Raw genomic sequence first — 15,281 nt, forward strand, 5'->3', positions numbered from 1 at the left:
AGGGTTGTTAACAGCCTTAAAAACAGATACAGGAAAAATCCGCCAGCATAATGAAGATGATGCGGGGATATTCAAGGGGAAAGATGAATTTATATTAGCGGTTGTCGCTGATGGCATGGGCGGCCATCTTGCTGGAGATGTTGCGAGCAAGATGGCTGTGAAAGCCATGGGGGAGAAATGGAATGAAGCAGAGACGATTCCAACTGCGCCCTCGGAATGTGAAAAATGGCTCATTGAACAGATTCTTTCGGTAAACAGCAAAATATACGATCACGCTCAAGCCCACGAAGAATGCCAAGGCATGGGGACGACGATTGTATGTGCACTTTTTACGGGGAAAACGGTTTCTGTTGCCCATATCGGAGACAGCAGATGCTATTTGCTTCAGGACGATGATTTCGTTCAAGTGACAGAAGACCATTCGCTTGTAAATGAACTGGTTCGCACTGGAGAGATTTCCAGAGAAGACGCTGAACATCATCCGCGAAAAAATGTGTTGACGAAGGCGCTTGGAACAGACCAGTCAGTCAGTATTGACACCCGTTCCTTTGATATAGAACCCGGAGACAAACTGCTTCTATGTTCTGACGGACTGACGAATAAAGTGGAAGGCACTGAGTTAAAAGACATCCTGCAAAGCGATTCAGCTCCTCAGGAAAAAGTAAACCTGCTTGTGGACAAAGCCAATCAGAATGGCGGAGAAGACAACATTACAGCAGTTTTGCTTGAGCTTGCTTTACAAGTTGAAGAGGGTGAAGATCAGTGCTAATCGGCAAGCGGATCAGCGGGCGTTACCAAATTCTCCGTGTTATAGGCGGCGGGGGAATGGCCAACGTGTATTTAGCTGAGGATATCATTCTAGACCGTGAAGTCGCAATTAAAATCCTGCGGTTTGACTATGCAAATGACAATGAATTTATCAGACGTTTCCGCAGAGAAGCCCAATCCGCATCAAGCCTCGATCACCCGAATATTGTCAGCATTTACGATTTGGGCGAGGAAGATGATATTTATTATATTGTCATGGAATACGTTGAAGGCATGACGCTTAAAGAATACATAACAGCAAATGGGCCGCTTCACCCTAAAGAAGCGCTGAACATCATGGAGCAAATTGTCTCAGCCATCGCTCATGCCCATCAAAACCAGATTGTTCACAGAGACATCAAGCCGCATAACATTTTGATTGATCATATGGGAAATATCAAAGTAACGGATTTTGGAATTGCGACGGCACTAAGTTCGACCACAATCACCCATACCAATTCAGTTCTGGGCTCGGTCCATTACTTATCACCTGAACAGGCCCGGGGCGGCTTAGCCACAAAAAAATCGGATATTTATGCGCTGGGAATCGTTCTATTTGAGCTTTTAACCGGCCGTATTCCGTTTGATGGAGAGTCAGCAGTCAGCATCGCCTTGAAGCATCTTCAAGCGGAAACTCCTTCGGCAAAAAGGTGGAATCCATCGGTCCCCCAAAGCGTTGAAAACATCATACTCAAGGCAACTGCCAAAGATCCTTTTCATCGCTACGAAACGGCTGAAGACATGGAAGCAGACATAAAAACAGCTTTTGATGCCGACAGACTCAATGAAAAGAGATTTACGATTCAAGAAGATGAAGAAATGACAAAAGCGATACCTATCATTAAAGATGAAGAACTCGCTAAAGCTGCTGGCGAAAAAGAAGCTGAAGTGACAACCGCACAAGAAAACAAAACAAAGAAGAACGGCAAAAGAAAAAAGTGGCCGTGGGTTTTGCTCACGATATGCCTCGTTTTTATCACAGCTGGAATTCTTGCTGTCACTGTTTTTCCGTCGCTTTTCATGCCTAAGGATGTCAAAATACCTGATGTCTCCGGAATGGAATACGAAAAAGCCGCAGGGCTCTTGGAAAAAGAAGGTTTACAGGTTGATTCCGAGGTGTTGGAAATCTCAGATGAAAAAATTGAAGAGGGCCTGATGGTAAAAACGGACCCTAAAGCGGATACAACAGTCAAAGAAGGCGCCACGGTCACTCTTTATAAAAGCACCGGAAAGACAAAAACGGAGATCGGTGATGTGACAGGCCAAACGGTCGACCAGGCAAAAAAAGCGTTGAAGGACCAAGGGTTTAAACATGTAACGGTAAATGAAGTGAATGACGAGAAAAACGCGGGCACTGTCATTGACCAAAATCCTTCAGCAGGGACTGAGCTTGTCCCGAGTGAAGATCAAGTCAAACTTACAGTCAGTATCGGACCCGAAGACATTACGCTTAGAGACTTGAAAACCTACAGTAAAGAAGCAGCGTCTGGATATCTGGAAGACAACGGATTAAAGCTTGTAGAAAAAGAAGCATACTCAGATGATGTTCCAGAAGGACAGGTTGTCAAACAAAAACCAGCAGCAGGTACGGCAGTAAAGCCGGGAAACGAAGTTGAAGTGACGTTCTCTCTCGGACCAGAGAAAAAACCTGCGAAAACAGTGAAAGAAAAGGTCAAGATCCCCTACGAACCAGAAAATGAAGGGGACGAGCTTCAAGTGCAAATCGCGGTTGACGATGCGGATCACAGCATCTCTGACACTTACGAAGAATTTAAGATAAAAGAGCCGACTGAACGAACGATCGAACTAAAGATTGAACCCGGCCAAAAAGGGTACTATCAAGTAATGGTAAACAATAAAGTTGTCAGCTACAAAACCATTGAGTATCCGAAAGATGAATAACAAGGAGGGAAAATATGCCTGAGGGCAAAATTATTAAGGCGCTAAGCGGCTTTTACTATGTACTGGATGAATCAGAGGATTCAGATAAAGTAATACAATGCAGAGGAAGAGGCATTTTCAGAAAAAACAAAATTACCCCTCTTGTCGGTGATTACGTTGTGTATCAAGCTGAAAATGACAAAGAAGGATATCTAATGGAAATTAAAGAAAGAACCAACGAGCTTATCAGGCCGCCAATTTGCAACGTTGATCAAGCGGTCCTGGTTTTCTCAGCGGTTCAGCCTTCTTTCAGCACGGCATTGCTCGACCGCTTCCTGGTTCTCGTTGAGGCCAATGATATTCAGCCGATTATATGCATTACTAAAATGGATCTGATTGAAGATCAAGATACAGAAGATACGATACAAGCCTATGCAGAGGACTATCGGAATATTGGTTATGACGTATACCTTACCTCCTCTAAGGACCAAGACAGTTTAGCGGACATCATCCCGCATTTTCAGGATAAAACAACGGTATTTGCCGGTCAGTCCGGTGTTGGGAAATCCTCGCTTCTCAACGCGATCAGTCCGGAGCTTGGATTAAGAACAAACGAGATTTCTGAGCATTTGGGCCGCGGGAAACACACAACCCGCCACGTGGAGCTGATTCATACGTCCGGAGGTTTGGTTGCAGATACACCGGGATTCAGCTCGCTTGAATTTACAGACATTGAGGAAGAAGAGCTGGGCTATACCTTCCCTGATATCAGAGAAAAAAGCTCTTCATGCAAATTTAGAGGCTGTTTACATCTGAAAGAGCCGAAATGCGCGGTGAAACAAGCTGTTGAAGACGGAGAATTAAAGCAGTATCGCTATGACCATTATGTTGAATTTATGACGGAGATTAAAGACAGAAAGCCGAGGTATTAGCATAATGATAAAGGTTGCACCATCTATTCTTTCCGCTGATTTTGCCGCTTTAGGCAATGAGATTAAAGATGTAGAAAAAGGCGGAGCCGATTGTATTCATATTGATGTTATGGACGGCCATTTTGTCCCGAATATCACAATCGGTCCGCTGATTGTAGAAGCCGTCCGGCCGGTAACGGATCTGCCGCTTGATGTCCATTTAATGATAGAAGAGCCGGATCGTTATATCCCGGCTTTTGCGAAAGCAGGCGCAGATATCCTGTCTGTGCATGCTGAGGCATGTCCGCACCTGCACCGTACCATCCAGCTCATTAAAGAGCAAGGAGTGAAGGCCGGAGTGGTTCTAAACCCGCATACCCCTGTACAAGTCATCGAGCATGTTTTCGACGATCTCGATCTTGTTCTTTTAATGACGGTGAACCCGGGCTTCGGCGGGCAGAAATTTATTCATTCAGTCCTTCCTAAAATAAAAGAGGTTAAGCGAATGGCGGATGAAAAAGGAAAAAAAGATCTGTTAATTGAAGTAGACGGCGGCGTCAACAAAGAAACCGCTCCGCTCGTCATTGAAGCGGGCGCAAATTTACTCGTTGCCGGTTCAGCTGTTTATGGCCAGTCTGACCGCAAAAAAGCAATTTCTGAAATCAGAGGAAGTAAATAAGCAGCTTTAGAAAAGAGCTGGGCATACAATAGCCTAAGCTCTTTTTCCTGTATGCAGAGAAAGGAATCAGAGATGAAAACAATTAATATCGTTGCGGGAGGCCCGAAAAATCTCATTCCCGATCTAACCGGCTATACGGATGAACACACGCTTTGGATCGGTGTTGACAAAGGCACCGTCACTCTCTTAGATGCCGGGATCATTCCTGTTGAAGCCTTCGGAGATTTTGACAGCATAACGGAGCAAGAACGCCGGCGAATAGAAAAAGCCGCTCCCGCCCTTCATGTGTATCAAGCAGAAAAAGATCAAACAGATTTAGACCTCGCCCTTGATTGGGCGCTGGAAAAGCAGCCGGATATTATTCAGATTTTCGGCATTACAGGCGGCAGAGCTGATCATTTTTTAGGAAACATTCAGCTACTGTATAGAGGTGTAAAAACGAACATAAAAATTAGGCTGATAGACAAACAAAATCATATTCAAATGTTCCCTCCTGGTGAATATGATATTGAGAAGGATGAAAATAAGCGATATATCTCCTTCATACCGTTTTCCGAAGACATACATGAGCTGACCCTGACCGGTTTTAAATATCCTCTAAATAATTGTCATATTACGCTCGGTTCAACACTATGTATTAGTAACGAACTCATTCATTCACGAGGTACTTTTTCGTTTGCAAAAGGCATATTAATAATGATAAGAAGCACGGATTAAGCATGTGCTTTCATTCAATTGCTGAAAACAATGAACAAGGCGGTTACGGGACGTTATAGGAGGGGACAAAAATGAAATTTTACACCATTAAATTGCCGAAGTTTTTAGGAGGAATTGTCCGGGCGATGCTGGGCTCATTTAGAAAAGATTAATGCCCAGGGGTTCAAAGCCCTCTTTCACCACATAAAAACGCCTGCCACATATCGGGGCAGGCGTTCATTTTGTTATACACGCTCAACTTTACCGGATTTCAAAGCTCGAGCAGATACATATACTTTTTTAGGTTTTCCGTTCACAAGGATACGAACCTTTTGAAGATTCGCGCCCCAAGTGCGCTTAGAAGCGTTCATTGCGTGAGAACGGTTATTCCCAGCTGTTGTTTTTTTACCTGTGATAACGCATTTACGTGCCATTTGTTTCCCTCCTCACTTGCACAAAACATCTACTTTTTAACATTCATATAATCTTAGATGCTTTCGATATGGATACTTTAAATAATTTACCACAGCTAAAAAACGTTTGCAACTATTGTTTCATCATCTTTCAAGAAAATTCACTTGACATCTTGCGGAAACAGCAGCGCTATAGTATATGTAGAGGTACGGCCAGCGATTATTGCCTGGTCTTTTCATAATGGAAACCATATAGTAGAATAGCTGTAACTCTATGCATTCGAAGGAGGAACTAGTGTGTCCATTGAATTAAGAACGAAGTACGGACAGATTGATATATCTAATGAAGTCATCGCGATGGTTGCAGGAGGCGCGGCGGTTGACTGTTACGGCATTGTCGGCATGGCCTCTAAAAACCAGATTAAAGACGGACTGACTGAAATCCTTCGGAAAGAGAATTTCAGCAGGGGTGTCCAAGTTCGCCAAGAAGGAGAACAGATACATATCGACATGTATATCATTGTCAGCTACGGCACGAAAATTTCTGAAGTGGCACATAATGTCCAAACAAAAGTAAAGTACACAGTAAATCAAACCATCGGACTGGCAGTGGACTCTGTCAATATTTATGTCCAAGGCGTACGAGTGACGAACCCGTAGTTAGGAGGAGTAGGATTGTCTATCAGAACATTAGACGGCAGAACCTTTGCCGAGATGATTCTTGCGGGAGCGCAGAATCTGTCTCAAAACGCCAGTGCAGTTGATGCACTGAACGTGTTTCCGGTGCCGGACGGTGATACGGGAACAAATATGAACCTGTCGATGACTTCCGGAGCAAGAGAAGTTGAACAAATGGATACGGATGATATCGGGAAGGTGGGCTCCGCGTTATCTAAAGGGCTGCTCATGGGAGCACGCGGAAATTCAGGAGTTATCCTATCCCAATTGTTCCGCGGATTTAGCAAAAGCATTGAAACGAAAAAAGAAATTAATGCACTTGAGTTTGCCGCTGCGCTGCAAGCAGGTGTAGACATGGCGTATAAAGCTGTCATGAAACCTGTAGAGGGCACCATTTTAACAGTTGCAAAAGACGCTGCAAAAAAAGCGATGATCTTAGCAGAAAAAGAAACCGATATCACTGCGCTGATGATTGCAGTGACAGAAGAAGCAGAGGCGTCTTTAAACCGCACCCCTGAATTGCTACCTGTCCTAAAGGAAGTAGGAGTTGTCGATAGCGGGGGCAAAGGCCTGCTCTGTGTGTATGAAGGTTTCCTTGCTTCATTAAAAGGTGAAACTGTACCTCAGAAAGCAGTTCTTCCGTCACTTGACGACATGGTCAGCGCAGAGCATCACAAGAGCGCGCAAAGCATGATGAATACCGAAGATATTGAATTTGGATTCTGTACTGAAGTGATGGTTAGGCTTGATCAGACAAAAAGAGAGTTCGACGAAGGTACGTTCAGGCAAGACCTCAGCCAGTTTGGAGATTCTCTGCTTGTGATTGCGGATGAATCGCTGGCGAAGGTTCATATTCATGCTGAAGAGCCGGGAAACGTGTTAAACTACGCCCAGCATTACGGTGAATTGATCAAAATAAAAATAGAAAATATGAGAGAACAGCATACCTCTATCATCAGTCAAGAAAGCAAACCTGCAGACAACGAAACACCGCCGGCAAAACAGCCGTATGGCATTGTGACTGTGGCGATGGGAGAAGGAATTTCAGACCTATTCAAAAGCATTGGCGCTTCTGTTGTGATCGAAGGCGGCCAGACCATGAACCCAAGCACTGAGGATATTGTTGATGCCGTGAAGTCTGTAAATGCAGATACGGTATTTATCCTGCCTAACAACTCCAACATTATCATGGCTGCTAACCAAGCGGCCAGCGTAGTGGATGAACAGGTTTTTGTCATTCCTGCTAAAACGGTTCCGCAAGGGATGTCAGCCCTGCTGGCTTTTAACCCGGATCAAGCAGCTGAAGCGAACGAGGCCAATATGCTAAGCGCCATTCAGCAAGTAAAAAGCGGACAGGTGACGTTCTCAGTCAGAGATACTCATATTGACGGTAAAGATATTAAAAAAGGCGACTTTATGGGCATTCTGAATGGAACGATTATCGGCACTTCTGACAATCAGCTGTCAGCCGCGAAAATGCTGCTGTCAGAAATGATCGGAGAAGATGATGAAATCGTGACCATTCTATATGGTGAGGATGCGTCTCAGGAAGAAGCTGAGCAGCTTGAAGCGTTTCTCAGTGAAAAGTACGAGGAGATTGAGGTTGAGATCCACAATGGGAAACAGCCTCTGTATTCGTATATAGTTTCTGCAGAATAGAAGGGCAATTTGCCCTTCTATTCTTATGTCTGCTTTTAAGTGCGGCAGCGCTGTAACGCGCCCGCTTGCCATTTTATATCTGATCAATTAGTCTAGAAGCAAAGCGCTAATAAGCTCTGGTTCATAAGGAGGAATAGCATGAAATACAGAAGCGTTTTTGATATTATCGGCCCGGTTATGATCGGTCCGTCCAGCTCTCATACAGCGGGAGCTGCTAGAATCGGGAGAGTGGCCAGAAGTTTATTTGGCAGAGAACCTGAGCGCATCATTGTATCTTTTTACGGCTCGTTTGCGGAAACGTATAAGGGCCACGGCACAGATGTCGCGATTATCGGCGGATTGCTTGATTTTGATACATTCGATGAACGGATTAAAACCGCTATACAAATTGCAGAAGCTAAAGGAATTGATATAGAGTTTCGGGTAGAAGACGCAGTCCCGGTCCATCCGAACACAGCAAAAATCACCATTTCTGATGAAAAGGGTGAGCTGGAACTGACGGGTATTTCGATTGGCGGAGGAAAGATTGAAATCACAGAATTGAATGGTTTTGAGCTCCGGCTGTCAGGAAATCATCCGGCCATATTAGTTGTTCATAATGACAAGTTTGGCACAATTGCCGGTGTTGCCAATGTTCTGGCGAAATTTTCAATCAACGTAGGACATATGGAAGTAGCCCGGAAAGATATCGGACAGCTTGCGCTGATGACAATAGAGGTCGATCAAAATATTGACGACCACATTCTCGACGAGCTGTCGAAACTGCCGAATATTATTCAAGTGACAAAGATTGCTGACTAGCGAAAAGGGTCAGGAGGAGCCAGTTATGTTTCGTAATGTAAAAGAATTAATTGAGATTACTAAAGAAAAACAAATATTGATCTCTGATGTGATGATAGCTCAAGAGATGGAAGTAACAGAAAAAACAAAAGAGGACATTTTTCAGCAGATGGATCATAACCTGTCTGTTATGGAAGCGGCGGTTCAGAAAGGACTCGAGGGAGTTACGAGCCAAACGGGCTTAACAGGCGGAGATGCCGTTAAATTGCAGGCCTATATTCGATCAGGAAAAAGCCTGTCTGGCCCGCTGATTTTAGATGCTGTATCGAAAGCCGTTGCAACAAATGAAGTAAATGCAGCCATGGGAACCATCTGTGCGACACCGACTGCAGGTTCTGCCGGTGTGGTGCCCGGTACGTTATTTGCTGTAAAAGAAAAGCTGAATCCAACAAGAGAACAAATGATCCGCTTTTTGTTTACAGCCGGGGCTTTCGGATTTGTCGTGGCTAATAACGCAAGCATTTCCGGCGCCGCCGGAGGATGTCAGGCAGAGGTTGGATCAGCTTCAGGCATGGCGGCTGCGGCCATTGTTGAAATGGCAGGAGGAACACCCGAACAAAGCGCGGAAGCTATGGCCATTACATTAAAAAATATGCTAGGCCTCGTGTGCGACCCTGTTGCAGGGCTTGTTGAGGTGCCTTGCGTGAAACGGAATGCGATGGGCGCGTCAAATGCAATGATTGCCGCTGATATGGCATTGGCGGGCATTACAAGCCGTATTCCATGTGATGAGGTTATCGATGCCATGTATAAAATAGGCCAAACGATGCCAACTGCACTTAGAGAAACAGGCCAAGGCGGTTTAGCGGCAACACCGACAGGAAGAGAATTAGAGAAAAAAATTTTCGGAGGAGCGCTAGGTTCACGTGAAACAACATCAGCAAACTAGTATAGCTAACATTAAGGGTATTGGGCCGGAAACAGAAAAAACATTACACGAACTCGGTATTTATGACATTTCTGATCTTCTGAATTATTTCCCTTATCGCTATGATGACTACGAGCTGAGGGATTTAGAAGAAGTAAAGCATGATGAAAGAGTCACAGTCGAAGGGAAGGTTCATTCAGAGCCTTCTCTTACCTATTACGGAAAAAAACGAAACAGGCTGACATTCAGGCTTCTGGTCGGCCACTATTTAATCACAGCCGTATGTTTTAACCGGCCTTATTTGAAGAAGAAGCTTTCGCTCGGCTCTGTGGTGACGGTTTCAGGTAAATGGGACAAGCACCGCCAAACCATCTCTGTTCAGGAGTTGAAAAACGGGCCGCATCAAGAAGACAAAAGCATTGAACCAGTGTATTCTGTGAAAGAAAATGTTACCGTCAAAATGATGAGGCGCTTTATTCAGCAGGCGCTGACCCAATATGCAGACTCACTTCCTGATCCTCTTCCGGAAAAGCTAAGAAAAAGCTATAAACTGCCTGACTATTATCAAGCGTTAAAAGCAATGCACCAGCCTGAAACAAGGGAAGCATTAAAGCTTGCCAGACGGCGGTTTGTTTATGAAGAATTTTTGTTGTTTCAGTTGAAAATGCAGGCGTTCCGAAAGGCGGAAAGAGAGCAGACACAAGGGATACGGCAGCGTTTTTCAAACGAAGAACTCATGAGATTTATCAAAAGCCTCCCGTTTCCCCTCACAAACGCCCAGTCACGCGTTCTTCGCGAAATAACAGCAGACATGTCTTCTCCATACAGAATGAACCGCCTTCTTCAAGGGGACGTTGGATCAGGAAAAACGGCAGTCGCCGCCATTGCACTGTATGCCGCGATCCTATCCGGATACCAAGGAGCGCTCATGGTGCCGACAGAAATTCTGGCCGAGCAGCATGCTGATTCGCTCGTTTCGCTATTTGAAAAATGGGACGTCAGCGTTGCTCTTTTGACAAGCTCTGTTAAAGGGAAGCGGCGAAAAGAACTGCTTGAGCGTCTTGCGGCGGGTGAGATTGATATTCTTGTAGGAACCCACGCTTTAATCCAAGACGAGGTGGAGTTTAAGGCGCTGAGTCTCGTTATTACAGATGAACAGCACAGATTTGGAGTTGAGCAGCGCAAAAAGCTTCGGAACAAAGGGCAGGATCCCGATGTTCTCTTTATGACAGCCACTCCAATCCCAAGAACATTAGCGATCACAGTGTTCGGTGAAATGGATGTATCTGTCATTGATGAGATGCCGGCTGGACGAAAGAGAATCGAGACCTATTGGGTAAAACATGACATGCTGGATCGTATATTGGCATTTGTCGAAAAAGAATTAAAGCAAGGCAGGCAGGCTTATATCATCTGTCCGCTGATTGAAGAATCAGACAAGCTTGATGTGCAAAACGCTATTGACGTGTACAATATGCTTTCTGATATTTTTCGGGGAAAATGGAATGTCGGCCTTATGCATGGAAAGCTGCATTCCGATGAAAAAGACCAGGTCATGAGAGAATTCAGCGCAAATCACTGTCAAATTCTCGTATCAACCACTGTTGTGGAGGTTGGCGTGAATGTTCCGAATGCAACAATTATGGTGATTTATGACGCCGACCGTTTCGGGCTATCACAGCTTCACCAGCTGCGCGGCCGTGTTGGACGGGGTGAGCATCAATCTTTCTGTATTCTGATGGCTGATCCAAAATCAGAAACAGGGAAAGAACGGATGAGGATCATGTCGGAGACCAATGACGGTTTCGAGCTGTCTGAAAAGGATCTGGAACTGAGAGGTCCCGGTGATTTCTTCGGGAAAAAACAAAGCGGAATGCCGGAATTTAAAGTGGCGGACATGGTTCATGATTACAGAGCGCTTGAAACGGCAAGGCAGGATGCTGCGAATCTTGTGGCTTCTGACGCGTTCTGGAAGGAGCCGGAATACGCTGTGTTAAGAGATGAATTGCTGAAGAGCGGAGTAATGGACGGGGAAAAATTAAGCTGAGTATCAGAAGTTTTTGGTGTTCAGCCAGAAACAATCGTTGCATTCCAATCTATGAAATTATATACTACTATTAGTACCTAGTCTTAATTGTCCGGATGGTGTTTAGATATGAGAAGAAATAAGAGAGAACGCCAGGAATTACTTCAGCAGACGATTCAAGCAACCCCCTTTATTACAGATGAAGAATTAGCGGGTAAATTTGGGGTGAGCATCCAGACGATACGTTTGGACCGCTTAGAGCTTTCCATACCTGAACTGAGAGAAAGAATTAAGAACGTGGCAGAGAAAACACTTGAGGACGAAGTGAAGTCCCTGTCACTTGATGAAGTTATCGGAGAAATTATTGACCTTGAGCTGGATGATCAGGCGATATCCATTTTAGAAATAAAACAGGAGCACGTGTTCAGCCGGAATCAGATTGCGAGAGGACACCATTTATTTGCACAGGCGAATTCTTTGGCCGTTGCAGTCATTGATGACGAGCTGGCGCTGACTGCAAGTGCAGACATCCGCTTTACAAGACAGGTAAAGCAGGGTGAACGTGTCGTAGCAAAAGCGAAAGTGACGGCTGTCGAAAAAGAAAAAGGAAGAACGGTTGTCGAAGTGAACAGCTACGTTGGCGAAGAAATTGTTTTTTCTGGACGCTTTGACATGTATCGTTCAAAACATTCATAAAGGTGGAGCATGCATGAGAATAGCTGTAGATGCAATGGGAGGAGACCACGCTCCCAAAGCTGTTATTGACGGAGTTATAAAAGGTATAGAGGCATTTGATGATCTCCATATCACACTTGTCGGTGACAAAACAACGATAGAATCACATTTAACAACTACATCAGATCGCATCACGGTGCTGCACGCGGATGAAGTGATTGAGCCTACGGATGAACCGGTCCGTGCCGTGCGAAGAAAAAAGAACTCATCTATGGTTCTTATGGCGCAGGAGGTTGCGGAAAACAGAGCTGACGCCTGCATTTCAGCGGGAAATACCGGTGCATTAATGACAGCCGGTCTCTTTATTGTCGGGAGAATTAAAGGAATTGACCGTCCGGCGCTTGCTCCGACACTTCCGACTGTTTCGGGAGACGGATTTCTTCTCCTTGATGTCGGCGCCAATGTCGATGCCAAACCGGAGCACCTCGTTCAATATGCCATCATGGGTTCTGTTTATTCTCAGCAAGTGCGCGGTGTCACTTCACCGAGAGTCGGACTTTTAAATGTCGGAACAGAAGATAAAAAAGGAAACGAACTGACGAAGCAGACGTTTCAAATTTTAAAAGAAACAGCAAACATCAATTTTATCGGAAACGTGGAAGCGCGAGACCTTTTAGATGATGTGGCGGACGTTGTAGTAACAGACGGCTTTACCGGGAATGTTACACTCAAAACGCTGGAAGGCTCTGCGTTGTCAATTTTTAAAATGATGAGAGACGTAATGACGTCTACTTTGACATCCAAGCTTGCAGCAGCTGTGCTGAAACCAAAATTGAAAGAAATGAAAATGAAAATGGAGTATTCGAATTATGGCGGAGCAAGTCTTTTTGGCTTAAAAGCGCCTGTGATCAAGGCGCACGGCTCTTCAGATTCAAATGCTGTATTCCATGCGATTCGGCAAGCAAGAGAGATGGTCAGCCAAAATGTGGCTGCGCTCATTCAGGAAGAAGTGAAAGAAGAAAAAACAGATGAGTAGTCTGGAGGTTTTTACATCATGAGTAAGATTGCATTTTTATTCCCGGGTCAGGGATCACAATTTATCGGCATGGGAAAAGAGCTTTATGAGCAGGTGCCTGCTGCAAAGCGTCTGTTTGATGAAGCCGATGAAACGTTGGAAACAAAACTCAGCTCGCTTATTTTTGAGGGTGCTGCTGAAGAATTAACACTTACATACAATGCGCAGCCTGCTTTGCTTACGACAAGCATCGCTGTTCTTGAGAAATTTAAAGAATCTGGCATTACACCTGATTTCACAGCAGGACACAGCCTTGGTGAATATTCTGCACTGGTTGCGGCTGGCGCTCTGTCTTTCAAAGATGCTGTTTATACCGTCAGAAAACGCGGAGAGTTTATGAATGAAGCGGTGCCGGCTGGCGAAGGAGCAATGGCTGCGATTCTCGGTATGGATGCTGAAGCATTAAAGCAAGTAACCGATAAAGTCACAGAGGAAGGCAACCTTGTACAGCTTGCGAATCTCAACTGTCCTGGCCAAATCGTCATTTCCGGAACAGCTAAAGGGGTTGAGCTTGCATCTGAACTGGCAAAAGAGAACGGCGCAAAACGCGCAATTCCGCTTGAAGTAAGCGGTCCGTTCCATTCTGAACTGATGAAACCGGCTGCTGAAAAGCTGAAAGAGGTATTGGACGCCTGTGACATAAAAGACGCTGACGTTCCGGTCATCTCAAATGTTTCTGCTGGCGTGATGACTGAAAAAGCAGATATCAAAGAAAAACTTATTGAGCAGCTTTACTCTCCGGTTCGTTTTGAGGAAAGCATTAACAAGCTGATCGCAGAGGGTGTTACGACTTTTATTGAAATCGGTCCCGGAAAAGTGCTTTCAGGCCTTGTGAAAAAAGTAAATAGACGGTTAAAAACAATTGCTGTATCAGATCCGGAAACGATCGAGCTGGCAATTCAAACGCTTAAGGAGGAGAATGATAATGCTTAATGATAAAACGGCTATTGTCACTGGCGCATCCCGCGGAATCGGCCGCTCAATCGCCCTTGATCTGGCAAAAAGCGGCGCAAATGTTGTCGTGAACTACTCCGGCAATGAAGCGAAAGCAAATGAAGTGGTAGATGAAATTAAATCAATGGGCAGAAAAGCAATTGCTGTCAAAGCGGATGTATCAAATCCCGAAGATGTACAAAACATGATAAAAGAAACATTGTCTGTTTTTTCTACGATTGACATTCTGGTTAATAATGCGGGAATTACAAGAGACAATCTCATCATGAGAATGAAAGAAGACGAATGGGATGACGTCATTAACATTAACCTGAAGGGTGTTTTCAACTGCACAAAAGCTGTTACAAGACAAATGATGAAACAGCGTTCAGGCCGCATTATTAACGTATCGTCTATCGTCGGCGTCAGCGGAAACCCTGGACAAGCCAACTACGTGGCTGCAAAAGCCGGCGTCATCGGTTTAACCAAATCTTCTGCTAAAGAGCTCGCCAGCCGAAATATTACGGTAAACGCAATAGCGCCAGGATTTATCTCAACTGATATGACAGATAAACTTGCAAAAGACGTTCAAGACGAAATGCTGAAACAAATTCCGCTTGCGCGCTTTGGTGAACCTAGCGATGTCAGCAGTGTTGTCACGTTCCTAGCTTCAGAGGGAGCTCGTTATATGACAGGCCAAACGCTTCATATTGACGGCGGAATGGTGATGTAAGTTTTTTCTCGAAAATTTCATCGTAGTTTCTCTAGTTTTTTAAAAACGAATCCACTATAATACTTGAGGGGAGGTGAATTGCTATGGCAGACACATTAGAGCGTGTAACGAAAATCATCGTAGATCGCCTTGGCGTTGATGAAGCAGACGTCAAACTTGAAGCTTCTTTCAAGGAAGACTTAGGTGCTGATTCCCTAGATGTAGTTGAGCTTGTTATGGAACTTGAAGACGAGTTTGATATGGAGATTTCTGACGAAGATGCTGAAAAGATTGCAACAGTCGGCGACGCTGTGAACTACATACAAAACCAGCAATAAGCTGATGCTAAAAGTCCCGCCGAAACGCGGGGCTTTAGCCCTTTATTCGTGCAGTTATTACAGCATGCCGCTTTTACGCGCGCTGTATCC

Annotated in this window: 17 protein-coding genes; 16 read left to right on the plus strand and 1 reads right to left on the minus strand. The window is 44.8% G+C overall.

Annotated features, from left to right (window positions below; genetic code table 11):
• Nucleotides 1-4: 4 nt before the first annotated feature.
• The 6 genes from prpC (at nucleotide 5) to spoVM (ending at nucleotide 5,147) form a co-directional block, all read left to right on the plus strand.
• Entirely contained in the window at nucleotides 5-769 is a 765-nt protein-coding gene (gene prpC, locus NSQ83_RS08695; RefSeq protein ID WP_014479762.1) for a protein-serine/threonine phosphatase PrpC, read from the plus strand.
• Complete coding sequence (prkC, locus tag NSQ83_RS08700) at nucleotides 763-2,709, plus strand: serine/threonine protein kinase PrkC (RefSeq protein ID WP_017694852.1); 1,947 nt, start codon at nucleotides 763-765, stop codon at nucleotides 2,707-2,709. Before prpC ends, prkC begins: the two co-directional genes overlap by 7 nt.
• A 14-nt stretch (nucleotides 2,710-2,723) precedes the next feature.
• Nucleotides 2,724-3,620: a ribosome small subunit-dependent GTPase A gene (gene rsgA / locus NSQ83_RS08705; protein WP_003232060.1), complete on the plus strand. Its 897-nt coding sequence runs from the start codon at nucleotides 2,724-2,726 to the stop codon at nucleotides 3,618-3,620.
• A 4-nt stretch (nucleotides 3,621-3,624) separates the two neighbouring features.
• On the plus strand, nucleotides 3,625-4,278 hold the full coding sequence (rpe, locus tag NSQ83_RS08710) for a ribulose-phosphate 3-epimerase (protein WP_003232058.1): 654 nt from the start codon (nucleotides 3,625-3,627) through the stop codon (nucleotides 4,276-4,278).
• Nucleotides 4,279-4,350: 72 nt separating this feature from the next.
• A complete protein-coding gene (locus tag NSQ83_RS08715; RefSeq protein WP_014479765.1) occupies nucleotides 4,351-4,995 on the plus strand; it encodes a thiamine diphosphokinase in 645 nt (214 codons plus the stop codon).
• 71 nt (nucleotides 4,996-5,066) lie between these two features.
• Complete coding sequence (gene spoVM, locus NSQ83_RS08720; RefSeq protein ID WP_003221545.1) at nucleotides 5,067-5,147, plus strand: stage V sporulation protein SpoVM; 81 nt, start codon at nucleotides 5,067-5,069, stop codon at nucleotides 5,145-5,147.
• A 72-nt stretch (nucleotides 5,148-5,219) separates the two neighbouring features.
• Here the strand turns inward: spoVM and rpmB are convergent, their stop codons facing one another.
• Nucleotides 5,220-5,408 carry a 50S ribosomal protein L28 gene (rpmB, locus tag NSQ83_RS08725; RefSeq protein ID WP_003221548.1) on the minus strand — a complete coding sequence of 63 codons (189 nt, stop codon included), beginning with the start codon at nucleotides 5,406-5,408 and terminating at the stop codon, nucleotides 5,220-5,222.
• Nucleotides 5,409-5,684: 276 nt separating this feature from the next.
• Here rpmB and NSQ83_RS08730 point away from each other — a divergent pair, with 276 nt between their 5' ends.
• From NSQ83_RS08730 to acpP, 10 genes are all read left to right on the plus strand, one after another.
• A complete protein-coding gene (locus tag NSQ83_RS08730) occupies nucleotides 5,685-6,047 on the plus strand; it encodes an Asp23/Gls24 family envelope stress response protein (RefSeq protein ID WP_003232054.1) in 363 nt (120 codons plus the stop codon).
• A 15-nt stretch (nucleotides 6,048-6,062) separates the two neighbouring features.
• Nucleotides 6,063-7,724: a DAK2 domain-containing protein gene (locus NSQ83_RS08735; RefSeq protein WP_198878772.1), complete on the plus strand. Its 1,662-nt coding sequence runs from the start codon at nucleotides 6,063-6,065 to the stop codon at nucleotides 7,722-7,724.
• A gap of 138 nt (nucleotides 7,725-7,862) precedes the next feature.
• Nucleotides 7,863-8,525: an L-serine ammonia-lyase, iron-sulfur-dependent subunit beta gene (sdaAB, locus tag NSQ83_RS08740; protein WP_003232050.1), complete on the plus strand. Its 663-nt coding sequence runs from the start codon at nucleotides 7,863-7,865 to the stop codon at nucleotides 8,523-8,525.
• A gap of 25 nt (nucleotides 8,526-8,550) precedes the next feature.
• Complete coding sequence (gene sdaAA, locus NSQ83_RS08745; protein ID WP_003232049.1) at nucleotides 8,551-9,453, plus strand: L-serine ammonia-lyase, iron-sulfur-dependent, subunit alpha; 903 nt, start codon at nucleotides 8,551-8,553, stop codon at nucleotides 9,451-9,453.
• The gene (recG, locus tag NSQ83_RS08750) at nucleotides 9,431-11,479 is read left to right on the plus strand and encodes an ATP-dependent DNA helicase RecG (protein WP_029317792.1); all 2,049 of its coding nucleotides are present in this window, start codon (nucleotides 9,431-9,433) and stop codon (nucleotides 11,477-11,479) included. Before sdaAA ends, recG begins: the two co-directional genes overlap by 23 nt.
• A gap of 108 nt (nucleotides 11,480-11,587) precedes the next feature.
• Nucleotides 11,588-12,154, plus strand: coding sequence for a transcription factor FapR (gene fapR, locus NSQ83_RS08755; protein ID WP_003232044.1), 567 nt, complete (start codon nucleotides 11,588-11,590; stop codon nucleotides 12,152-12,154).
• 13 nt (nucleotides 12,155-12,167) lie between these two features.
• Nucleotides 12,168-13,169 carry a phosphate acyltransferase PlsX gene (gene plsX / locus NSQ83_RS08760; RefSeq protein ID WP_003232041.1) on the plus strand — a complete coding sequence of 334 codons (1,002 nt, stop codon included), beginning with the start codon at nucleotides 12,168-12,170 and terminating at the stop codon, nucleotides 13,167-13,169.
• 18 nt (nucleotides 13,170-13,187) lie between these two features.
• Entirely contained in the window at nucleotides 13,188-14,141 is a 954-nt protein-coding gene (fabD, locus tag NSQ83_RS08765; protein ID WP_029726491.1) for an ACP S-malonyltransferase, read from the plus strand.
• The gene (gene fabG, locus NSQ83_RS08770) at nucleotides 14,134-14,874 is read left to right on the plus strand and encodes a 3-oxoacyl-[acyl-carrier-protein] reductase (RefSeq protein WP_003232035.1); all 741 of its coding nucleotides are present in this window, start codon (nucleotides 14,134-14,136) and stop codon (nucleotides 14,872-14,874) included. Before fabD ends, fabG begins: the two co-directional genes overlap by 8 nt.
• An 83-nt stretch (nucleotides 14,875-14,957) precedes the next feature.
• Nucleotides 14,958-15,191, plus strand: a complete 234-nt coding sequence (gene acpP / locus NSQ83_RS08775) for an acyl carrier protein (RefSeq protein WP_003154310.1) — start codon at nucleotides 14,958-14,960, stop codon at nucleotides 15,189-15,191.
• The last annotated feature ends 90 nt before the right edge of the window (nucleotides 15,192-15,281 follow it).

Origin of the sequence: Bacillus sp. PS217 (assembly GCF_037963535.1) — a bacterium.
Classification (GTDB): domain Bacteria; phylum Bacillota; class Bacilli; order Bacillales; family Bacillaceae; genus Bacillus; species Bacillus subtilis.